Consider the following 22728-nt stretch of genomic DNA (forward strand, 5'->3'; position numbering starts at 1 on the left):
AGAATTTTTACAGATATTTGCTCTTATTAATTGTAAAATCAATCCATTATGAGAAAATTACTTTTGTTACCTCTTTTATTTTTAGTGTTTGCCTGCTCTGATGATGACAGTAATTCAACTGACGGCGGTTCATCTGCAACAGAAATAAACCCGCCTGAATGGGCGCAGGGTACATGGCTGTTTGTAAATAACATCAATAACATGGGTTTAAAATTTACAGTCGATGATGTATGTAATGTAAATTATTCTATTGCTACTTGTCACAAAGAAAATCTTGTTGCCTTTCAAAATGCAGGGGGTTTTACTAAGGTTGAAGAAACGGTTTTATCAACAGAATATATTGCTCACATCACTACGCAAGGTTCTGTCGTTACCTACCATGTAAAGAAAATATCTTCAACTCAAATTGAGTGGGTTTTAAGTGGTTCACAAACTCTGATTTTAACTAAGCAATAATTATGAAAACTTCTATTCTTTTATTTTTGCTATTATTGTGCGGACTGTTATCTTGTGAGCAGCGTTCAAAATCTACATATCCAATAAGTGAATCTAACGCTTATAGTATCTCCAAAAAGCAGTCATTGAATCCAATTCATTATTTTGCAGTGATAGCCAGTGATTTACCAAAGCGTGATAATATTCCAAGCGATATTTATATTTCCGATATTTCGACTACTAATGAAAAAATAACAAACGATTTTGAATATAAGTACTTGGATATTTATGAAAACTCGGTAAGGAAGGATGTAAATTTTATACTTAAAGGTGAAAAACCAAAATTTCTTTACAGAAGGCTTTTTACCTATAACAGCTATAAAACTGCAAGTCTGAGAAGGCAAGAAATTTTAAACGGTGATTATTTGTATTTGGAAATGCAAGAACCTCCAGCAAGAACAACATTAAATCATTAACATAAAGGGATACCTAAAAATAACGTGATGCAAGATTTACCTCTTTGGTTACAGATTATAATCGTTATTCCTCTTATATTTATAGGAGCGTATATAAGAAACTACATTTATAAAAACAAACATAAATTTTAAAACCAATATATTATGACTGAAGAAACAGATAGACTAATCCATTTAGGGGGAACGCAAAAATTACCTTTTGTATTACCCCCTCTTATAAAGGTTGAAAATACTAACATTAGTACCCACCTAAATGATATATTTAAACAATACAAGAAGGAGATACAAGAGGTATTCCCCAAAATTATATCTAACTTAGAATATCTATTATCAAGTGATGCGGTTATAAGTCAATTTAAAAAAGATTTATACGTGTTTTTTACCTCTCACCCTCAGATTGGAGAAAATAACTACGTCGATACTTACTTAAAAAATTCAAAAGAACTTGCACTTCTAATTTATCAAATTCGAGTGAAAGAATAGATTTATCGCTATATTTAAATTCGATTTCTACTCCTAATCTTTTTAGTTCTCTTACCATAAATTCCAACTCTAAACAAGTATCTATAACTACGGTTGCATTATATTCTCTTTTTTTCATATTTTCTATAAATTAATAAACCCTCTCTTTATTGAAAGGGTTTGGTTTTTAAATTAGTTTTTTGTTATATTTGGGAATGTAGTTTTATTCCGTACAAAGTATATTAAGCGAAAAAGTAAAAAAGACAAATGAACTATTTTTTCAAGTAACTTAATAAACGCCATATAGATGAAATTTACATTCAAGACCAAAGAGTTTAAATTTACTATTGAGGGCAAGCTGATTGTCATCTTAGTACTTCTTAAATCTCTTGGGTTTATTTAAAAAACAAGCGGGTGAAAGTCCCGCTATTTTGTTGGTGTAATTTAGTATATAGTTACCAAAAAGATATTGTAATAAAAATAGTGATTATATCTATTATATCTGAAACATTGTAAAAATAAAAAAAGTGCCCTCTTGCGAAAGCACTCTTTTCTTCAAAGTACAAAACTAACCCTTAATTTTTAATTGATATCAAATCGTATGCCAAGTGACAAATTATTTTGATCAATATCATTATTTTGGAAAATAGGCTGTAAATCATATTTTGCATACAAACTTATTTCTCCGTAGCCCACATAAGCGCTAACGCCATATACAAAATCGCTCACATTAAAATCACCTTTTTCTTTATCTTTTTGCCTGTTTCCGTTTTCTCTATATTTCAATATTTGTTTTTCTTTTACATTTACTCCGGCATAGCCCCCAAAACCTACCCTGAAACTATCGTGGGTGGGGTAATATACTTTATCATCAGTTGTACGTTTTTTAGTAAAATCAAGTTCGAGGTGTACAGGCACTACAAGATTTACATAACGCAGTCGAGACACTTTAAGATCAAGTCCTGAATCGGTAAGGTAAGTTTTGCCTCCCTCGGTCACAAATTTCTTATCATCATCGGGGCGAAGGTTGTTATATTGTAATGAAAGTCCGTACTTGGCATGAAGCAGGTTATTTTCTTTTAACAGCCTTGTGTTCCATGACACACCCCACTCATAAAAATCAGAACGCCATTTATAATTATCTGTATCTACCTCTCCGTCAACCACCACTCGGTTAACTCCAAGAGCGAATACAAATTGTGATGTAGTTCGTTTTGGTTCATATTTTTTTACAATGGTATCAGATTTAACACTCCTGTTATAGGTGAAAAGTCCGAAAGTATGACTAACGGATGATGATTCTACTTTACCATCTACTTTATCTTTTACCAGTTGTGTAAGTTTTTCTTCCTCTGCTGTTACTTTAATCTCAATGTTTTTTGCTCGTTTAGCGGCATACTCTCTTTTACGGGTATCAGCCTCCTCTTCGGATATTTCATTACTCTCAAGCATTTTGTTTACTTGCTCTACCTCCATTTTTAGAGAGTCTTTTTGCTGCTTGGTTATTTCCTCTATGTTTTTAGATATTTGATGTGCCCTTTCTTCAAAAGTTTGAGCATTTAATTTGGCTACGAGCAGGCATAGCGATGCCACTACATAAAAAATAATTGTTTTCATGTTTTAAGTATTTAATGTTTTTGATTAATGATTCTGCTGATAATTTCTATTGGCTACTGAAGTTTTTACCGCGTTGTAATTTTTAACGGCAGATTTTAGCACCCTGGTTCTGAAACTTTCATTAAGCTCCCCTTCTACAGACGAAAGCAGAGTGTTAGAATTTACTTTTATTTTAGACTTATTATTTTTTGATGCCGTTATACTTTTAGTTTCAGGTTGTTCTACTGATGCAAGCAATGCGTCAGGGTCTATAGTAATGCCTTGCTTCATTTTCTTTGTTATTACTTTCTCAGTAGTTGGCGTTACGGCAACTGCAATTTCTTCATATCCTGTCGAAGATGGTTTAAACTCCTCCTTGTTATTTGCTTCATTTTGAATAGTATGATAATCAGAGCTTTTTTCTTTTTTCGAGGGGGGCTGTGTTACTGTAGCTATAGCTTTTTGCTGTACTATGGGGCTATTTGTTACTGTACTTTCAACTCCAATAGTTAGTGCTTCTTTTGCTACAGGCTGCTGTTGTACTTCGGTTTCAACCGTGGTAGTAACCACAGGATCGTTGGTAATTATAGTATTGCCATTAGTATTTTTTTCCTGTTGTAACAAGAATGCCCCTACCGTAATAAAAGCTATAAATGAAGCTGCTATATACAACCACGCCCTTTTCTTTCGCGGTTTTTTCTCTTCGGCAACAGTAAGCATGGCATCCAACCTGTCCCATGCCTGCGCTGACGGCTGTATGGTTCGCCCCTCCAGTTTGCTTTTAAATTCCTGTTCTGTTTTATTCGGTTCCATTTTCATAATTCTTTAATTTGTTAACCTGCTCCCTGAGCATTTTTCTGGCATGCGACAGTTGCGATTTCGAAGTTCCCTCGCTAATGTCCAGCATTTTTGCAATTTCCTGATGTTTATATCCTTCTATTGCATAGAGGTTAAATATCATTTTATAGCCATCCGGCAGGCTGTCTATCAGGCTTTGGATATCTTCTACCGAAAAATGACTTTCTATATTGTTAAATCGGTCTTCCGTAAAAAACTCATCTTCCAGAAAGCTGACTTTTTTTTGTACCCGTAGGTAAGATATGCATTCATTAACCATTATCCGCCTTATCCAGCCTTCAAAACTGCCTTTGTGCTCAAACCTGGCAAGGTTGGTAAACACTTTCATAAAAGCCGTTATCATAATATCCTCTGCCTGATGCAAATCTTTTATATACTGCCTGCACACCCCAAGCATCTTGGGTGCATGTTGCGAATATAGCTGGTGCTGTGCATGCCTGTTGTTGGCAATGGCTTGCTTTATGATATCGCGTTCCTGTTGATGTAATTTTATTACTTTCAAAACTCACTTGTTAGTTGGTGTCGAAGTGTTTTGTACCGACTTCTATTAACATAGACGAAACTAAGTTAAAAATAGTTGCATCATTGGCAAAAAAATAGTTTAAATATATAAAACCAAATCATAACCTACTGAATAACAAAATAAAAACAGTCATAAAAAAAGCTGCTCCGTTAAGAGCAGCTTTAATCACACTATGATTATAACTATTTAATTTTTAATAAACTTCTGTGTTGCTACTTTACCTTCTATAACCGCATTTATTACATAAATACCGTTTTGAAGCTGTGCTACATTTACAGTAGTAGTATTAGCATTTGGAGTAACCTTCATTACTTCCTGACCTAACAGGTTGTGTATGGTAACTGTTTCTATAGTACCTGCGCTGCTAAGGTTTACTGCCTGTGTAGCAGGGTTAGGATACATAGTAAAGTTATTAAAAGCAAAAGTAGCTGCTGATGCTGTAGATGTAGTGTGGAAAAACACATTATCTATATACACCGTAGAGGTACCATTGCTTGAAAATATAAGCTGCGATATACGATCTGTGTTTACCAATCCTGTAAAATCGGATAACGGAATACTGTAGCTTAACCACTCGCCTTGTGCAGGAGCTTCATAAGTTATTTCATGCTCGGTATCATCACCTCCGCCAAAGGCAGCATCGGCACCAAAATCTACTAACTTAATTCTGAGTTGTGTAAAATCTGCCGACCATACATTAACATTAAAGAATTCCATGTTTGTTGCATCTATCTGTTCAGCTATAGTTTCTATACCTATAAAATTAAGGTTGGTATATTTCTTAGTATCATTACCTTGTATTTGTATATCTTCTAATCCTCCTGACGACCACTCGGTAAGCCAAGTATCAACAGTAACATCAGTATATACACCGCTAAACATTGATATTACCTGAGCTTCGGGTACAGTAGGATCGGGTGCGGCAACCATAGGTTCATCTATCACTACAACACTTTCATCACTAAAATACACGTTATCTATAAATACGGTAGAAGTACCGTTGCTCGAAATGATTAGCTGTGCCATATGATCTCTGTTTACTAATCCTGTAAAATCAGATAACGGTATGTTATACGTCAACCATTCTCCTTGTGCAGGAGCTGCATACGTAATTTCATGCTCGGTATCATCACCACCGCCAAAGGCAGCATCAGCTCCGAAATCTACCAGTTTAATTCTTAACTCTGTAAAGTCAGACGACCATGCATTGAAGTTAAAATGTGTCATATCAGTAGCATCTATCATTTGAGCTATAGTTTCGATACCTGCAAAGTTCAGGTTAGTATATTTCTTGGTATCGTTACCTTGTATCTGCACTTCTTCTAAAGCCGCTTGCGACCAAGATGTTAACCAGGTATCAACAGGAACATTTGTATATACACCGCTAAACATGGATATTACCTGTTCTTGCGGTAATGTTGGGTCAGGCGCGGCAACCATAGGCTCATCTATCACTACAACATCTCCATTACTAAAATAAACGTTATCTATATATATAGTAGAAGTACCGTTACTCGAAATGATTAGCTGTGCTATATGATCTCTGTTTACTAATCCTGTAAAATCAGACAGGGGAATATTATACGTCAACCACTCTCCTTGCGCAGGAGTTGCATACGTAATTTCATGCTCGGTATCATCACCACCGCCAAAAGCAGCATCGGCACCAAAATCTACCAGTTTAACTCGTAACTGAGTAAAGTCTGCTGACCATGCATTGAAGTTAAAATGTGTCATATCAGTAGCGTCTATCATTTGAGCTATAGTTTCGATACCTGCAAAGTTTACATTCACGTATTTCTTAGTATCATTACCTTGTATTTGCACTTCTTGCAGGCTTGCTGCCGACCAAGGTGTTAACCAGGTATCAACAGGAACATTTGTATAAACACCACTAAACATGGATATTACTTGCTCTTGCGGTAATGTCGGGTCGGGTGCGGCAACCATAGGCTCATCATCCATAACCTCCGCAATACCAAATGTGATATTATCAAAATAAGCTATTGTACCATAGGTTCTCGGGTTTCCTGAAAAATCAGGAAAAACAACAACCTGATCAAACGGCTCTGCAAAAAAACCAATTTGCGAAGAAAAGTCGAAGGTTAACTCTTCCCATTGATTAATAACGGTATTCGGTATTTTAATTTCCGGAAGCGCAGCTCCTGTAGGCGTTACCAGTTTAAGCCCTACATCGCTGATAACCGATTTATATACCATAATTTTTACCGTAGCATTATCGGCTGTCAAAACAAAATCTGCCATGCCCACATCATGTGATGTTTCGCATCCTGCCCAAGGCATACCTGTTTCGAGCACTGTATATTTTGCAACAGTTGGCGATGTGTTAATCCCTGACATATTAGGGTTTGCCACATATTCCAATGCAGGATTGGTGTCATTTTCAAAAATGTTCCAGGTGTAATCAAGACCGGCGCCACCGGTTTCAAAATTAATGTTATCCTGTGCATGAGTAATTACAGCAGCAAAAAGCAACGGTAATATGGAGTAAATTTTTTTCATATTTGTGATTTTAGGTTTACGAATGTTAAACTACAAATAAAAAAACACCCTTAATAAAAAGTACACAATACAAATACCATACAATAATGAAATATATAATTTTTAGACTAAAAAATTATCAAATAACCAATAAACACAAGAGTTTAAGATATACTTAACAACGTTTTAAAAAGTACCTACAACGTTGTTGTTGAGTTAATGTATAGGTAAAAAAAGGATATGTACAGTTGTATGAGAGGTAAAAAAATTATTTTTTACGTTCTATAACATAGTTAACCATCAACACCAGCGAATCTTTGTAGGGAGATGAAGGATAATCGGCTAAAAGCAGTAATGCTTCTTCACGAAATTGAGCCATTTTTTCTTCGGCATAAGTGAGCCCTCCGGCTTCCTTTACAAAAGCAATAACCTCTTTTACGCGCTTTTTATCTTTATTATGGTTTTTTACTGAATTGATAATCCACCTTTTTTTCTCCTTTGTGCAGTTATTAAGTGTATAAATAAGCGGAAGCGTCATTTTTTGCTCTTTAATATCAATACCGGTAGGCTTGCCAATGGCATCATCAGTATAATCAAAAAGATCATCTTTAATTTGGAATGCCATACCTATAAGTTCGCCAAAGCGGCGCATCTTCTCAGTATGTTCTCCTTCAGGAGCTACAGAGCAAGCCCCCAGTGCACAACAAGCCGCTATAAGCGTTGCAGTTTTCTGTCGGATTATTTCATAATAAATATCCTCAGTAATATCAAGCCTGCGTGCTTTTTCTATTTGCAAAAGTTCGCCTTCGCTCATTTCGCGCACTGCTACTGATATGATTCTCAACAAATCGAAATCGCCGTTATCTATAGAAAGTAATAACCCTTTAGATAAAAGATAGTCGCCTACCAATACCGCAATTTTATTTTTCCACAATGCATTTATAGAAAAAAATCCACGTCGCCGGTTACTGTCGTCCACAACATCGTCGTGCACCAGTGTTGCGGTATGTATCAGCTCTATTACCGAAGCTCCTCTGTAAGTACGCTCGTTTACCGTACCGTTGCTAATCATTTTGGCAGTAAGGAATACAAACATAGGGCGCATTTGCTTGCCCTTACGATTTACTATATAATAAGTAATACGGTTGAGCAACGCAACTTTGGAAGACATGGATTCGTGAAACTTTTTCTCGAAAAGTTCCATTTCACGAACTATAGGGTGTTTTATTTGTTCAACGATTTTCATGCGCCTCAAATGTACGGAAAATGGCTCATTGAGATAAGCGATGTTTAAATTTTATATATCAATTATGATATTAAAAAGCCACCCTATTGTGGGGCGGCTTCGTTTTTATTGGCAAGCTGCCCGCAGGCAGCATCTATATCTTTACCACGGCTGTGACGCACTTTTACTACAATATCATTGCGCTCTAATGCTTTTATATAATTATTTATCGCTTCGGTATCTGCCTGCTGAAATTCACCATCATCAATAGGGTTATACTCTATGAGGTTTACTTTACAGGGTACATATTTGCAAAACTTTACCAGTGCATCAATATCTTCCTTTCTGTCGTTAATGTCCTTCCAAACCACATATTCATAGGTAATACGGCTTTTGGTTTTACTGTACCAATATTCCAGCGACTCCCTTAAATCTTTTAAAGGAAAGTTTTCACTAAAAGGCATAATATGCGACCGTACCTCATCTATAGCCGAGTGCAGTGAAACGGCAAGTTTAAACTTAACCTCGTCATCAGCCAGTTTTTTTATCATTTTGGGTACTCCCGATGTAGAAACCGTAATACGCTTGGGCGACATACCCAAACCTTCGGGCGAGGTTATTTTGTCTATGGCTTTAATAACATTATTATAGTTCATAAGCGGTTCGCCCATACCCATAAAAACAATATTAGACAACGGTCTGTCGTGATACAAACGGCTTTCATTATCTATCGCAACGACCTGGTCGTATATCTCATCAGGGTTCAGGTTACGCATCCTTTTCAATCGTGCCGTAGCACAAAAGTTACAATCAAGACTGCACCCTACCTGGCTGGATACACAGGCGGTTGTTCTTGTTTCGGTAGGTATCAATACTGATTCTACAACAAGACCATCATGAAGGCGCACTGCATTTTTAACGGTGCCGTCGCTGCTCCTCTGCATCTGATCTACCCGTATATGGTTGATAACAAAGTTATCTTCCAGTAATTGACGGGTGGCTTTGGCTACATTGGTCATATCTGCAAAGCTATGTGCCCCTTTGTTCCAAAGCCACTCATAAACCTGATTGCCCCTAAATGCTTTATCGCCCTGAGCAACAAAAAAATCACGCAGTTGTTCTTTTGTAAGTGCCCTAATATCTTTCTTCTCCGTTTGCATGGCGCAAAGGTAGTAACTATTTACTAATTAATGCTGAGCGTGCTTTTACTCCTTAACAAGTTTAAAGTTAGCAGTCTTGCCATTAACATCTGTAACTTGAAGCATATAAATGCCATCGGCTGCCGATGATATGTCAAGTTTGCTTTCTCCTGCTGCAAACTTACCACCTGCTACTACCTGACCAAGCATGTTGTATAGCTGATAGTTTACAGCCAAAGTATCATCAACAATAACATTAAATATACCTGATGATGGGTTTGGATATACTTTAAAGGCATTTTTAAACGCCTGTTGTGTTACGGTAAGGTTGGAATCTAAAATAAAGGTAACCGATTCTGATGCTCCAAAATCCCCACCTTGTATTATAGTAATACCACCCACGGTAAGCGAGTAACTACCGTTACCTTCTGTACAACAAATACCATCACCAATAGTATCGGTTATGGTAAAGGTATAGCATCCACCGTCAAGGTTAAACAATTCGGTGTATGACTGGCTATCGTCATAACCTGAACCGCTGTACAGCACACTTCCGTTTTGGTTAGTAAGCTCCCATGAAGTTTCTTCGCCATACTCATCTGTCAATAAGGCAAACTCTACAACATCTTCCGGGTATGCATTTACACTAAATGTTTCAGTAGCAACATCATTGCCCGTGTTTTGGTCTGCCACTCCATTAGGCTGGCTTAGTGTAACGGTAAATGTATTTCCGCCATTTACAGGTGTCATAACAGGCAAGGTTATATCCTCACTTTGTCCTGTGGTCAAAGAGCCGATCCAGTTATATACTACAGGCTCATTATCATTTAATTGATAGGTTACCTCTACTGTATTAAGTTGGTTAGTTCCTTCATTGGTTATCTTTATCACAGGCGATATTACAGCGTTACAAGCATCATCTCCAAGACTTACAATAGTTACTTCTGCATCTGTAGTTACTGCTTGCGGATAATAATCTAATGTTACCGCATTTGTATTACCCGGGTCAAGCCATTCTTTAAGTCGTTGTATTGACGAAAAGCCCTGATCCCATGAAATAGCAAACCTTCCGTAAATATCTTCTCCTCCATTATCATTAGTACCGGCACAAGCAGCAGTACCCGCAAATAATTGTCCTATAATCCTTCCGTTATTATCAAATAAAGGCGAACCGGAAGATCCTCCCTCTGTCACACCCAAATCCCAATCATTAACTCGCCACATTTCTTTATCTTCAACAATAGTTTGTGCAGGCGGATTGTAATCTCTGCATGTCTTCATAATATCGCCTGACGGATGATGTATGCCAAAGGTTGAAGCTGGAGCTATATCACTCCTGTCCCATCCTGCCCATACAAGATCCCAACTATCCGGTAAGTTGGCGGTTATTTCAACAAGACAAAAATCAGATGCTTCACGTCTTGCCCTTAATGTGGCTCCACTTGCCGTTTGAAGAAAAGCTGTACTGTTAGCACTATTAGCATTACTGGCACAAACAGGGTTAGGGCTTATCCAGTTAAAACGGAATGCCCATTGTGAAGGGTTGGAATAACAGTGATTTGCCGTTAAAAAATAAGGTGTGCCATCGTTATTTGTATTATTTACCAAAGCACCGGAACAAAAGCCCGAACCGCCCACAACTATCATGGCTACAGCTTTTTTATTTATATCTTTTAGCGCCTGTATATCAGGAATAACACAATCTACATCATAATTACAAGCTCCCGAATCATTAAGGTCTTGTGTCGATTTTGCATAACTCTCACCGGTACGGTAGCCATGTATGAGTTTAAATATTTCCAGTTTACCCTGCCCGGCAACATCGGCAGGCTCGTAATACTCCAGCCATATATCTTCGCCTTCTACAAGCCAAGTTCCTAATACACGTTCTTCATTATTTTGTTTGGAATCGTAAGCTCCCAATAGATTTTTATGGTCGTTACTATACAAATAAAGTGTAGCACCTTTGGGCATATAGAAATCGCTGAATAAAAAGTTCATGGTTTTTGCCCCTTCAGAGTAAAAACGTATTCTCCATATTCTGCTTCCGTCAGGCAAGGTATGCCAGCTACCGCTGTTATCAAGGTTATAATCTACTATAAACTCATGCCCAAACCTCCATGGCATATCTTTTCTTCCTTCATTTGCTTTATCTTCTTCCTGTAATGCTTTCAAGTCAAAATCAGGCATATTTATAGGTTCAACCTGCTCTATATTCCGCAATTTCCAACTCTTTGGCTTACCCTCATTGGTAACCTGTGCCTGTGCTAAAATCCCAATTAAGAGAAAGTATAAAGTAATTTTAAATTTCATGATAATAATTTATAAAGGGGTAAATTTAATATTTTTTATAAAGAATACAGGTTGTAACATCAAATTATTACATTTATTGTATGAATTATTAACTTTACCTAAAAATTTACGATATGCACTTTATTTCAGAAGATATAGAAAACTACTCTGAACAACATAGCGAAAACGAACCGGAACTTTTAATGGAGCTCAATCGTGAAACGCATCAAAAGATATTACAGCCACGAATGCTGAGCGGGCATTTTCAGGGAAGGGTACTGAGCCTGCTGTCTAAGCTGGTAAACCCACTACACATACTGGAAATTGGCACCTACACGGGCTATGCCACCCTTTGCCTTGCCGAAGGGTTAAAAGAAAAAGGTACTATTGATACTATTGATATTAATGAGGAGTTATATGATTTTCAGAGAAAGTATTTTGACCGCTCGGCTTGGGGTGCACAAATAACCCAGCATTTAGGCGATGCTTTGGAAATTATACCGAAGCTCAATAAAAAATTCGATTTGGTTTTTATCGATGCAGATAAGGAAAATTATGTAAACTATTTTCATATGATTATACCGCTTATGAATAAAGGGGGTATTATACTAAGCGACAACGTGCTGTGGAGTGGGAAAGTACTTGAGCCTGCAAAAGCAAAAGACCTTAGTACTGAGGTATTAATTGAATATAATAAGCTCCTGAAAGATGACCCAAGGATAGAAACCGTATTACTACCCATTAGGGACGGGCTTACCGTAAGCAGGGTTGTTTAACCCTGTTTTGCCTGCGGAAAGTATTTGTTTCTTAAATAGCGATAAAGCTGTAATACTAAAGAAGCTGTAAGGATACCCCATATATAGCCCGAAAGAATATCTAATGGGTAGTGTAAGCCCAAGTAAATACGGGTGTAAGCAAACACCAAAGGCCATAAAAATATGCTGTATAGCCATTTGGACTGAATGTAAGGTTTTAATATTTTATACAGAAAAAATGCCGATGCCATAGTGTTGGAGGCGTGCCCTGAAAAGAAGCTAAACGAGCTTCTGCTTTGTACCACTCTTATTATACCTTCAAAATCCGGAGTTTTGCATGGTCTTAGCCTTTGAAAGTAATTTTTAAACAAGTTAGTGGTCTGGTCAGTCAGCGTTATTAATAACGCTATCATTATAATAGCGAGTAAGGCATGACGCCACCCCAGCTTTTTAAAAACAATATAAAATATAACTGCAAATAAGGGAATCCAGTTAAATTGCTTGGTTAGAAACAACCATACTCCATCCCAACGTTCCGAACCAAGACCGTTTAGGTAAACAAATACATCCTTATCAAGTTGCAGTAGCCAGTCCAGCATTATTTCATTCTTTTTACAGGTCCGGATACACTTTCAACGTCTTCCTTTATTTTATTAACCTCATCGGTCATTTCTTTGGAAACGTTATCGGCTCCTATATCATTAATGGTTTTTTTAATATCCTGTACTTCGGCACTTTTATGTATTTCGCTCTTAATATCATTGGTAGCGTTTTTAAGCTGCTGCATTCCTTTACCCAGCGTACGCGCCATTTCGGGCACTTTATCAGAACCGAAAAGCATGAGTACTACCAGTATAATGAAGAAAAGCTCTCCTCCTCCTATTCCAAACATAACTTAAAAATTTTAATACAAATGTATATATATTTACGGTGTTTTTCTGTTCCCGGACTTTAAGTTTTATCTGTATTTTAATTTTATTTAACGCTTAGCGCGCTATTTACCCTCCAAACTGATCAAATTTAGATTGTACCGCTTCGGCAGGCCATACATTATTGGTTACATCAATATCGGCTGTTTTTAGCTCAGGATCAACTATTATTTTTTTTATCGGTTTTTCGGTTGCAAACACACGTGTGGCGGTTTGGTTATTTTTTCGCCATATCTGTACAGGAAAATGGTGCATTTCGGATGTACCATCCTCAAACTGAAGCTCTACCAGTATGGGCATAAACATTCCGCCCGGCTTGTTGAATGTTACTTCATAAAAATACTTAGGCGTTTTTAGCTTGGCTCTTTCGGCAGGTGTAAATTTTTCCTTTACATAATCTTCCAGAACCTTACTATCATTTGTTTCAAAAGGCTTTTTTGTTTTTTTGCTTACGTCTGCCCCATCAGGAATCATATATACGTACTTCGCGTTTGCATCGGGCATAGTGCGGCGGCGTCTTCCTGTTTCCTGCGGAGTTTTATCCATTTCTTTGGGCTTTTCATCCGATACATAATACTGCTTTACATCGGCTATGCCTATATCTACATAGTCGGTACTGTAAAACCATCCGCGCCAAAACCAGTCTAAATCTACTGCCGAAGCATCTTCCATCGTTCTGAAAAAATCTTCAGGTGTAGGATGCTTAAACTTCCAACGGTTGGCGTAGGTTTTAAAAGCATAGTCGAACAGTTCTTTTCCCATTATGGTTTCCCTGAGAATGTTAAGCCCTGTGGCAGGCTTGGCATACGCGTTAGCACCAAACTCATGTATCGCTTCGGAGTTGGTCATTATAGGTTCTAAAAAATTCTGATCGCCACTCATATAAGGTACTATCTTGGCGGCAGGACCTCTGCGTGAGGGATAATTTTCCTGAAATTCCTGCTCGGTTAAATATTGCAGAAAAGTATTCAAGCCTTCATCCATCCATGTCCATTGGCGTTCGTCAGAATTTACAATCATGGGGAAAAAGTTATGCCCCACTTCGTGGATTATAACGCTCATCATGCCATACTTTAACTGCTCGCTGGTAAAACCATCTTTATCAGGACGACCATAGTTCCAGCATATCATGGGGTACTCCATACCTTGTGACTCGGCAGATACCGAAACGGCTTTAGGGTAAGGGTAATCAAATGTATATTTCGAATAGGTTTTTAATGTATGTGCCACTACCCTTGTAGAGTTCTCGCCCCACAACGGGTTACTCTCTTTAGGATAAATGGATATTGCCATTGCGGTTTTGCCTGAGAGCTGCACCGCCATAGCATCGTATATAAATTTTCTTGAGGTAGAGAAACCGAAATCGCGCACATTTTCTGCCTTAAATTTCCATGTTTTCTTTTTGGTGCTGTGGCTCTTTTCGGCTTGCACAGCCTCTTCCTGTGTTACTACCACAACAGGCTTGTCAAAACTTTTAGTTGCCTGCTCATATCGCTTTAGCTGTGCAGGTGTAAATACTTCCGCACGATTTGTCAACTCTCCCGTAGCTTCCATAATATGGTCGGCAGGAACAGTAATATTTACTTCAAAATTCCCGAATGGCAGGGCAAACTCACCTGAACCCCAAAACTGCATATTCTGCCAACCCTCAACATCATTATACACCGCCATACGGGGGTAAAACTGTGCTATAACATACAGGTTGTTGTTTTCTTCTTCAAAACGTTCGTAGCCGGAACGCCCGCCTACTACAAAGTAGTTATTAATGTTGTACCACCATTTTATGGAAAATATTATTTTTTCGCCGGGCTTTAGGGGCTGGGGCAAATTGATGCGCATCATGGTTTGATTGATGATGTAATCCATTGGTTTACCGGCAGCATCTTTTACATATTCTATTTTAAAACCTCCGTCAAATGCTTCCTCAAGATAGGTACGGCTAAAACCTTGTGCGCTATAGGTTGTACCCATATTTTCGCTATTGGCAAGCGGCGATTTGGAATCGGATGCTCTGCGGTTTTGGTCGAGTTGTACCCAAAGGTATTCTAATGCCTCAGGGGCATTATTATGATAGGTAATGGTTTCTGTACCATATAGCTTTGTGTTTTCGTCATCAAGCTCCACATCTATCTTATAATCCGCTTGCTGCTGGTAGTATGCGGGTCCGGGTGCACCCGATGCGGTACGGAACATATTGGGTGTTGCCATCTGGTGGTACATTTGACTAAACTTGTTATTATCGGTATGTCCGGGTTCGCGTGGGGTTTCCTGTGCCGTTACCTGTATTGTTGCCAGTAGCGATATGAAGTATCCTATTTTTCTCATTGTCAGTTTTAATATTCTAATATGCCTTCGGGCTTATCAAGCGTAAGCAAAAGGCTTTTTTTGTTATCGTTTATGTTAGTGTGTATCATGTTTTGCTGCTCTGCATACATATCAAACAGCGTGGTATTTTTTATATTTATTGTTGTTACGCCATCGGGCGTGGGTATGGTATAGTAGCATACCAACACATCATCTTCAATTTCTTTACCTAAGTATTTTATGGGTTGTACAGTGCCGTTTACTGTTACAGTTATTTTTTCGGCAAAATACATCTCGAGGTATTGTTTGGTTTCGGAAATTTCACGCGAAGTAGCGAGGTAAAACTTTTTATTGTACTTTTTCTCAAAAGCAAGTTCTAAATCATCTGTAAAAACACGGGAAGTCATTTGGATAACATTCTTTTCGGGAATATAATCCATTTGAAATATTGCTACATAAAATTTATGTACATCGGCAGCCGAAAGGCTGAATAGTATAAGTGTCAAGAAAATGAATCTGGCAATCTGCTTCATTTTCCAAAAATAGTAAAAGTTATTATTTTATACCTTTTTTTGTAAGGATTAGATGTTTATTAAAAAATATATGGATTAAAAGCTATTTTTAGCTGATTAATTTAAATTTATCACAAGATAGAAATAAGGTTTAGCATACTACTCTTTTGTGTCCATCATTTTATGATATTTTTCAGCCAATACATGCATTAAAAACTTTGCTTGCTTATCATTCTTAGCTTTAAGTGCTTCCGAAAATTCTGAATTCTCAACACAGTAATACAAAAAACCTTTTATGTACTCTTCGGGTATTTTATACTCAGCAGCAATTTGTGTTTCGCTTTCATACAGGTTGTTTGTCATTTCCAGCACCCGCTCTTTTCGTTCTGTTTCCAGTTCTTTTTTAAGCATCTTGGTACGCCCTGTTATGGCATTTATAATAGGGTCTAAAGGCAAAGCGCCACCCAAAGCCCCAAGAAAAAAAATAGGTTTAAACTCTCCTGCTGTTTTAAGCCTGCGTTCGGCAGGGGTATATTGCTTTTGGTCTTTAGGCACTAACCCTAACGACTCTTCATCAATAGCACCATATTTGTTAAGAACTACTTCATCTAACTGATAGGCTTGTAGGGTAACTGTAACCACAAAAGGCTTTTGTTTAAAAGCTTCTTGTTTTAGCACAAATTCGCGAGTTATTATACTCGGGCTGTAAAAAATAAGTTTATCACCCGCCTGCGCATCAATGCTAAAACTACCATCAACATTTGTTCGCGTTTCGGCACCTGCCGTAGCATTAATGACATATATATTGCTGATGGGGTTTTCGCCAACCATAACCTCGCCCTGCAATATATTTCTATCTTGCGATAGTAACGCAAAAGGTAAAAAGAGTACATAAAGTAACAGCCATTTATTCATCTTTCAATACTTTTAAATACTGTTCGGCAATACCATTCATAAGAAAACGCGCCTTACTTTTATTGTTATTTTTCAAGGCTTGAGAAAATTCAGGATTTTCAATGGCATAGTATAAAAACCCTTCTACATATTCTTTAGGTATTTTCATTTCCTCAATTATTTGTTCTTCCGTACATATATAGCGCAAATCGTCCAGCATTTGTTGCTTTCCCTCTGTTTCCATTTCTTTTTTAAGCATTTTGGTACGACCGCTTATAGCGTTTAACAATGGGTCGAGTAAACCGGTTGTTGCAGCAAACACTCTTCTTTCGGCAACGGTATATTGTTTTTGGTCTTTAGGCACAATACCGAGCGAAACCTCGTCTATAGACCTGTCTTTATCCATTACTACCTCATCCAATTCATAGGCTTGCATATTCACGGTTATCATCAGAGGCTGATTCTCAAACGATGCTTCTTTAAGTACAAATTCGCGATTTGTAATGTTCGGGCTGTATATTACCAGTGCATCGCCGGGCTGTGCCGAAATAGTAAAGTTTCCGGCAGCATCGGTTTTAGTTTCGATGCTTGCCGTAGTATTAATTACAAAAATATTGTTTAAGCCGGCATCGCCTACCATAACCCTGCCTTTGAGGGGGGAACGTTCCTGCGCGTTTATAATAAACGTACAAGTGATAAGGAGTACTATAAAGAAGAACTTTTTCAAGAAAGTATGTTTTTAATTGATTGATGATACAATATAAGACAAAGGATTAAAATTTAGTGTTAATTACTCCCTAAAAAACATATAGCCTGCCGCATCAAATCTTTGTAACTTTACCTTTTCTTATCCATACAACAAACGAATGAAGAAATTAATTATTGCAAGTACATCCACATTACACGGCGGCAGTTACTTAGATTATTTATTGCCTGTACTAAAAAAACATTTCGGAAATTGCTCTACATTACTGTTTGTGCCCTATGCCCGCCCCGGTGGGATAACCCATGAGGCATATACGGCAAAGGCTGTCGAAGTTTTTGCTAAGATAAACATTACTGTGAAAGGCATACACGAATATGAAAACCCTGTAATGGCAGTACAACAAGCCGAAGGTATTTTTACAGGGGGCGGCAATACTTTCCTGCTGGTAACGCAATTGTATAAAACAGGCACAATGGATGCCATTGAAAAAGCGGTGCAACATGGCACACCTTATTTGGGTACAAGTGCGGGAAGCAACATTTGCGGTCTTACCATGAATACTACTAATGATATGCCTATCGTTTATCCGCCCAGTTTCCGAACACTGGGGTTGATTCCTTTTAATATTAATCCGCATTACCTTGACCCGTTGCCGGACTCTACCCACATGGGCGAAACGCGCGAAACGCGTATTAAAGAGTTTCATCAGTTTAACACGCAGCCTGTATTGGGGCTGCGCGAAGGGAGCTGGCTGGAGGTACAAGGCAAGGCTATAACCCTGAAAGGTGAACTACAGGCAAGGCTTTTCCGACAAGGGCAGGAACCTGAAGAAATTGAAACTGGTACTGACTTATCTTGGTTGAAGTAATATAAGTGGAAATATTTTATATATTTAAGAAGTAAATCTTAATAAAGATAGTGATTATTGACAAGTCACTAACAATATTTTACAAAAAAATGGAAGATATTTATAAAATTATTGTTTCAGAAGATAAACTGAATGAAAGATTTAAATTATTAACTGAAAATGCATTATTTGACCCTGCGAAAAATATTATTAAAAACATATGCGACCTTATCGATGATAAAGATGGTAATTTTATAAAAGATTTTCAAAGTACAGGATTCGATGCAAGACTTTGGGAAATTTATTTATTTATATTTCTATACGAGAATCTATTTGAACTAATTAATGATTTCAACAGACCAGATTTTCACGTAAAAAAGAAAGAATATGATTTCTTCATAAAAGCAAGTTTATCGTCTGAAAAAAATGATGATAAATATTCAGAACAATATATAAAAAAAGCCGTTGAAAAAAATGATTTAGTTATACAAAAAAAACTAACAGACTACTACTCAATAAGATTAGGTAGCGTTCTATTTTCAAAACTAAATAAAAAATATTGGGAATTAGATTGGGTAAAAGGAAAACCCATAGTTTTAGCTATAACTCCATCACATAATTATATAGCAAAATTCTTACCTGATGCAAAAATAATGGAATATTTATATGGTGTAAATATAATATCCAAAGAAATAGGAGGAGAATTAATACATATTAAAAATGAGGTTGTTGAAGAGCATACACACGGAGAAAAAACAATCCCATCAAATTTCTTTTCACATCCAAACACCGAAAATATTAGTGCAATAATTTTCTCAAATAACTGCGACTTACATAAGTTTAATAGGATGGGATACGAACATAAATTATCCGAAAAGAATCTAATAATGATTCGCTCTGGATATAAATATGACGACAGTAAACCAAATGCAAAAGCAAAAGATTTTACATATCAGGTAGAAAAAGGAAAATCTACTGAAAATTGGAATGAAAGTTTAACAATTTTTCATAATCCAAATGCAAAAATACCATTAGATAAAGATCTATTTCATAACGTTCGACAATTATGGGTTAATGATAAAGGAGAGTTTGACGGTATAATGATGAAACATTTTGTGTATAATTCAATAACGGGAGTAAGCGAAATACTAGATAGATAGTATTGAGGTAGAATCAAAAATTCATCTCTAAACGAAGTAAAATATCTTCCATGACAATATTATTTTTTTCTTAAATAGGAGTGAAAATCTTTTATACATTTGGTGTAAAATATAAACAGCAACCGAACCAACATATACCTGATAAAGAGGGTTGTATTCGTGGAACTTAGTAGTGGTTATATTCAAGTTAGCCTACCCTTTTAAGCGGTGCGCAACAGATGGGAAACTGAATAGGAATATTTATTTTTAAAAGAATATGCACCAACCACAATTTGAACTTCCGTTTTTCACCAACCTGCTGATTCTGTTGGTGACAGCAAGAATTTTCGGAGAAATTTTTGAACGTTTTAAACAGCCTGCCATGATTGGGGAGATTACCGCAGGTATTGTTTTAGGACCAAGCGTGTTTAACCTGATACACAGAACTGAAGACCTTGAGGTAATTTCGGAGTTGGGGATTTTTCTGTTGGTAATTATTGCAGGACTGGAAATAAACATTGACGACATCCTGAAATCCTTAAAAGGCAAAAATATCCTCATTTCTCTAATGGCATTTTTCGTGCCTATATTTGGCGGTATCGCGGTTGGCTACCTATTTGAGCAGGATATTATGACAAGTGTATTTATAGGTTTGTGTATTGCTATTACCGCGCTTCCGGTAAGCATCAGGATATTAATGGACTTGGGTAAAATAAACTCCGAAGTGGGACAAAAAATCATTTCAATAGCAATATTTGATGATGTACTGGCACTTTCTATTTTAGGAGTTTTACTAAACATTCAGGACACCGATATGTCGCTTACATCTATAGTTAAAGCAAGTGCCGTTTCAATCCTCAAATTAATTATTTTTATCTCGCTTTTGAGTGTTGCTTATTTACTGATCAAAAAGGTTTTACGAAAAGGTAATTACATTCAGGAATCGCTTGATAAGCTTGTTTCATTATTAAAAAGCAAAGAGTCGTTATTTGCCTTGTTCTTTGCATTTGTCCTTTTGTTCTCGACCGTTACAGAGAACCTCGGGCTGCATTTTATTGTTGGGGCATTTTTTGCCGCTTTGCTCATAAGCGACTCCCTAATTGGTAAAAACAATTTGAAGGCTATTGAAACTACAACAAGCAGTATAGCCATGGGATTTTTAGCCCCGATATTTTTTGCAGGCATAGGGCTCGAGTTTAATGTTTTTTCAATCAGTAATATAGGGCTTTTAGTAACGGTAATTGCGGTTTCCTATTTATCAAAAATTGCAGGAGGGTACTTTGGCGGAACACTTGCCGGGCTCAGCAGGCAAGTTTCATTTACACTGGGCATAGGACTAAATGCACGGGGGATTATGGAACTTGTAATAGCAAACATTGCCTATCGAAATGGGCTTATAAGTACCGAAATTTTTTCAGTTTTAGTAATTATGGGTGTATTAACAACCTTAACTACTCCTTTATTATTGAAGCGTGCGTTTGGACGAATGGAATAATTTCTTTTGTAAATTTGCCAATTCCCACAGCTATGCCGGGTTCTTTCCGTCAACAAATAATTAAGCTATGATGCTAAAAAATAAAATCAATAGAAAACAAAAAACCCGAATCTTAATGATTCGGGTTTTAGCAGAGCGGAAGACGAGGCTCGAACTCGCGACAACCAGCTTGGAAGGCTGGAGCTCTACCAACTGAGCTACTTCCGCTTTTGTGGGTGCAAATATACATAATAACTTATTTTATTTGCAAACTTTTTATCGAAAATATTTACGCACGAAACAAAGAAGTTTCTTAAACTATTTATTACTAATTTCTTATCCCTTAAAAACAACAATGCAAACCATAAAAACAATACAATCAACCGAAACATACGCCGTAAGACAACCTGTTTTACGACCCGGACTGCCCGTAACATCGTGTGTTTTTCCGGGAGATGATGATAGTACCACAATACATTTCGGTATTTATGAAAAGGACAGCCTAATGGGAATAGTATCAGTATTCGAAAATCCGAATATACTATTCTCAGAAGAAAAACAATTTCAGATACGCGGTATGGCTATACTGCCCGAACATCAAAAAAAAGGATTGGGCGAAAAGCTTGTAAAAAAAGCGGAAGAATATGTAAATAACAAAGGCGGAGAACTACTATGGTTTAACGCCAGAGAAGTTGCCGTAGGTTTTTATAAAAAATCGGGCTACCGTACTATTGGTAACCCGTTTGATATTGAAGGTGTAGGCATACACTATGTGATGTACAAACAACTCTAAGTTATATTACGAAAGCAGTTTTGATGCCTGCAAGTATTTTTTTGTAGGGTGGTATATAAACAGGCACGATTTACCTGTAATAAGGTTTATAATTTCCTTATTTAAATGGTTAGGCAGCGCAGGGCAACCTAAACTCCTGCCCAGTCTTTTATAGTTAGTAATAAAATTTTCACTAACATAATCGGCAGCATGCATTACTATGGCACGGTCACGAGCATTATTATTAATACCCGCCTCAAGCCCGTCAAGACGAAGCGACTCACCATGCTTACCCTGATATATTTCGCCGGTAGCATAAAAACCAAGACTGCTTTTATTAGAGCTCGATTCGTTAGAAAATGCGGTGGCAAATTCGTTTCCGCTATTCCTGCCGTGTGCCACATAAGTGTTATATAACACCGTTTGTGTTGCCATATCAATTATCCATAAACGTTTATTATTAGACGATTTACTGAAATCGATAACGGTAAGTAAGTCCTTTTTTATTTTCCCCTGTTCTTTTAGTTTATTAAAACCATTCAACGCTTTGGCAAAGCAATTAAATTCAGGCAGGGTAAGCGAATTAACATTAAGATTATTATATACGTCCTTAGCCCGCACTACTTCATTTTCTACTGTTTTTACTTTTGCATCTAAAGCGGTAGGAGTAGCCGTTGGGGTAGTAACGGAAAACAATAAAAAGAAAATCGATGTAAAAAAGTTATTAATCATAGTTGTGTAATTGTCTGTATGATTTTAAAGGGCACTAAAATAGTAAAGGAAAACTTAACTCAAAACTATAATACTATTAAAATCAAATATTTAACATTTTCATATGTAACGGAAAAAAAATTTCGTTACTCACTCTCATTCAGAAACGTATAAAAT

The 22728-nt window shown here is 37.0% G+C and carries 22 protein-coding genes and 1 tRNA gene; 8 read left to right on the forward strand and 15 right to left on the reverse strand.

Annotated features, from left to right (window positions below):
• Nucleotides 1-48: 48 nt before the first annotated feature.
• The 3 genes from E0W68_RS10300 to E0W68_RS10310 all read left to right on the forward strand — a co-directional run bounded on the left by E0W68_RS10300 (nucleotide 49) and on the right by E0W68_RS10310 (nucleotide 1394).
• Nucleotides 49-456 carry a hypothetical protein gene (locus E0W68_RS10300; RefSeq protein WP_135219348.1) on the forward strand — a complete coding sequence of 136 codons (408 nt, stop codon included), beginning with the start codon at nucleotides 49-51 and terminating at the stop codon, nucleotides 454-456.
• A 2-nt stretch (nucleotides 457-458) separates the two neighbouring features.
• Nucleotides 459-911: a hypothetical protein gene (locus tag E0W68_RS10305; RefSeq protein WP_135219349.1), complete on the forward strand. Its 453-nt coding sequence runs from the start codon at nucleotides 459-461 to the stop codon at nucleotides 909-911.
• Between the two features lie 144 nt (nucleotides 912-1055).
• A complete protein-coding gene (locus E0W68_RS10310) occupies nucleotides 1056-1394 on the forward strand; it encodes a hypothetical protein (protein ID WP_135219350.1) in 339 nt (112 codons plus the stop codon).
• 561 nt (nucleotides 1395-1955) lie between these two features.
• Here the strand turns inward: E0W68_RS10310 and E0W68_RS10315 are convergent.
• From E0W68_RS10315 to E0W68_RS10345, 7 genes are all read right to left on the reverse strand, one after another.
• Nucleotides 1956-2990: a hypothetical protein gene (locus E0W68_RS10315; protein ID WP_135219351.1), complete on the reverse strand. Its 1035-nt coding sequence runs from the start codon at nucleotides 2988-2990 to the stop codon at nucleotides 1956-1958.
• 24 nt (nucleotides 2991-3014) lie between these two features.
• Complete coding sequence (locus E0W68_RS10320; RefSeq protein WP_135219352.1) at nucleotides 3015-3788, reverse strand: hypothetical protein; 774 nt, start codon at nucleotides 3786-3788, stop codon at nucleotides 3015-3017.
• On the reverse strand, nucleotides 3769-4329 hold the full coding sequence (locus E0W68_RS10325) for an RNA polymerase sigma factor (RefSeq protein WP_135219353.1): 561 nt from the start codon (nucleotides 4327-4329) through the stop codon (nucleotides 3769-3771). The genes E0W68_RS10320 and E0W68_RS10325 overlap by 20 nt, the downstream gene beginning before the upstream one ends.
• 207 nt (nucleotides 4330-4536) lie before the next feature.
• Nucleotides 4537-6873 (reverse strand): T9SS type A sorting domain-containing protein, encoded by a 2337-nt coding sequence (locus tag E0W68_RS10330; RefSeq protein ID WP_135219354.1) that lies wholly within the window; start codon nucleotides 6871-6873, stop codon nucleotides 4537-4539.
• Nucleotides 6874-7120: 247 nt separating this feature from the next.
• A complete protein-coding gene (locus tag E0W68_RS10335) occupies nucleotides 7121-8098 on the reverse strand; it encodes a polyprenyl synthetase family protein (RefSeq protein WP_135219355.1) in 978 nt (325 codons plus the stop codon).
• An 83-nt stretch (nucleotides 8099-8181) separates the two neighbouring features.
• Complete coding sequence (gene rlmN, locus E0W68_RS10340) at nucleotides 8182-9237, reverse strand: 23S rRNA (adenine(2503)-C(2))-methyltransferase RlmN (protein WP_135219356.1); 1056 nt, start codon at nucleotides 9235-9237, stop codon at nucleotides 8182-8184.
• A gap of 45 nt (nucleotides 9238-9282) precedes the next feature.
• Nucleotides 9283-11529, reverse strand: a complete 2247-nt coding sequence (locus E0W68_RS10345; RefSeq protein ID WP_135219357.1) for a T9SS type A sorting domain-containing protein — start codon at nucleotides 11527-11529, stop codon at nucleotides 9283-9285.
• Between the two features lie 113 nt (nucleotides 11530-11642).
• Here E0W68_RS10345 and E0W68_RS10350 point away from each other — a divergent pair, with 113 nt between their 5' ends.
• Entirely contained in the window at nucleotides 11643-12284 is a 642-nt protein-coding gene (locus E0W68_RS10350) for an O-methyltransferase (protein ID WP_135219358.1), read from the forward strand.
• Here the strand turns inward: E0W68_RS10350 and E0W68_RS10355 are convergent.
• The 6 genes from E0W68_RS10355 to E0W68_RS10380 form a co-directional block, all read right to left on the reverse strand.
• Complete coding sequence (locus tag E0W68_RS10355; RefSeq protein WP_135219359.1) at nucleotides 12281-12862, reverse strand: phosphatase PAP2 family protein; 582 nt, start codon at nucleotides 12860-12862, stop codon at nucleotides 12281-12283. The two genes, E0W68_RS10350 and E0W68_RS10355, sit on opposite strands and share 4 nt — an antisense overlap.
• Nucleotides 12862-13155, reverse strand: a complete 294-nt coding sequence (locus E0W68_RS10360; protein ID WP_135219360.1) for a Sec-independent protein translocase subunit TatA/TatB — start codon at nucleotides 13153-13155, stop codon at nucleotides 12862-12864. The genes E0W68_RS10355 and E0W68_RS10360 overlap by 1 nt, the downstream gene beginning before the upstream one ends.
• Nucleotides 13156-13261: 106 nt before the next feature.
• Nucleotides 13262-15517 (reverse strand): M1 family metallopeptidase, encoded by a 2256-nt coding sequence (locus E0W68_RS10365; RefSeq protein WP_135219361.1) that lies wholly within the window; start codon nucleotides 15515-15517, stop codon nucleotides 13262-13264.
• Nucleotides 15518-15525: 8 nt separating this feature from the next.
• Nucleotides 15526-16029: a DUF6702 family protein gene (locus tag E0W68_RS10370; protein ID WP_135219362.1), complete on the reverse strand. Its 504-nt coding sequence runs from the start codon at nucleotides 16027-16029 to the stop codon at nucleotides 15526-15528.
• Nucleotides 16030-16167: 138 nt separating this feature from the next.
• Nucleotides 16168-16923, reverse strand: coding sequence for a hypothetical protein (locus tag E0W68_RS10375; protein WP_135219363.1), 756 nt, complete (start codon nucleotides 16921-16923; stop codon nucleotides 16168-16170).
• The gene (locus E0W68_RS10380; RefSeq protein ID WP_135219364.1) at nucleotides 16916-17629 is read right to left on the reverse strand and encodes a hypothetical protein; all 714 of its coding nucleotides are present in this window, start codon (nucleotides 17627-17629) and stop codon (nucleotides 16916-16918) included. Before E0W68_RS10380 ends, E0W68_RS10375 begins: the two co-directional genes overlap by 8 nt.
• Before the next feature lie 139 nt (nucleotides 17630-17768).
• On the opposite strand from E0W68_RS10380, the gene pepE reads away from it, so the two are divergent.
• The 3 genes from pepE to E0W68_RS10395 all read left to right on the forward strand — a co-directional run bounded on the left by pepE (nucleotide 17769) and on the right by E0W68_RS10395 (nucleotide 21089).
• Complete coding sequence (gene pepE / locus E0W68_RS10385; RefSeq protein WP_135219365.1) at nucleotides 17769-18476, forward strand: dipeptidase PepE; 708 nt, start codon at nucleotides 17769-17771, stop codon at nucleotides 18474-18476.
• 89 nt (nucleotides 18477-18565) lie between these two features.
• Entirely contained in the window at nucleotides 18566-19615 is a 1050-nt protein-coding gene (locus E0W68_RS10390) for a hypothetical protein (protein ID WP_135219366.1), read from the forward strand.
• A 256-nt stretch (nucleotides 19616-19871) separates the two neighbouring features.
• A complete protein-coding gene (locus E0W68_RS10395) occupies nucleotides 19872-21089 on the forward strand; it encodes a cation:proton antiporter (protein ID WP_135219367.1) in 1218 nt (405 codons plus the stop codon).
• A gap of 134 nt (nucleotides 21090-21223) precedes the next feature.
• On the opposite strand, the gene E0W68_RS10400 is transcribed toward E0W68_RS10395, so the two are convergent.
• Nucleotides 21224-21296, reverse strand: a tRNA-Gly gene (locus E0W68_RS10400).
• 127 nt (nucleotides 21297-21423) lie between these two features.
• Here E0W68_RS10400 and E0W68_RS10405 point away from each other — a divergent pair.
• The gene (locus E0W68_RS10405; RefSeq protein WP_135219368.1) at nucleotides 21424-21861 is read left to right on the forward strand and encodes a GNAT family N-acetyltransferase; all 438 of its coding nucleotides are present in this window, start codon (nucleotides 21424-21426) and stop codon (nucleotides 21859-21861) included.
• Between the two features lie 6 nt (nucleotides 21862-21867).
• On the opposite strand, the gene E0W68_RS10410 is transcribed toward E0W68_RS10405, so the two are convergent.
• Nucleotides 21868-22572, reverse strand: a complete 705-nt coding sequence (locus E0W68_RS10410) for a murein L,D-transpeptidase catalytic domain family protein (RefSeq protein ID WP_135219369.1) — start codon at nucleotides 22570-22572, stop codon at nucleotides 21868-21870.
• Nucleotides 22573-22728 lie beyond the last annotated feature (156 nt).

It is taken from the genome of Flavobacterium salilacus subsp. salilacus (genome assembly GCF_004634195.1).
In the GTDB taxonomy this organism is placed as follows: domain Bacteria; phylum Bacteroidota; class Bacteroidia; order Flavobacteriales; family Flavobacteriaceae; genus Flavobacterium; species Flavobacterium salilacus.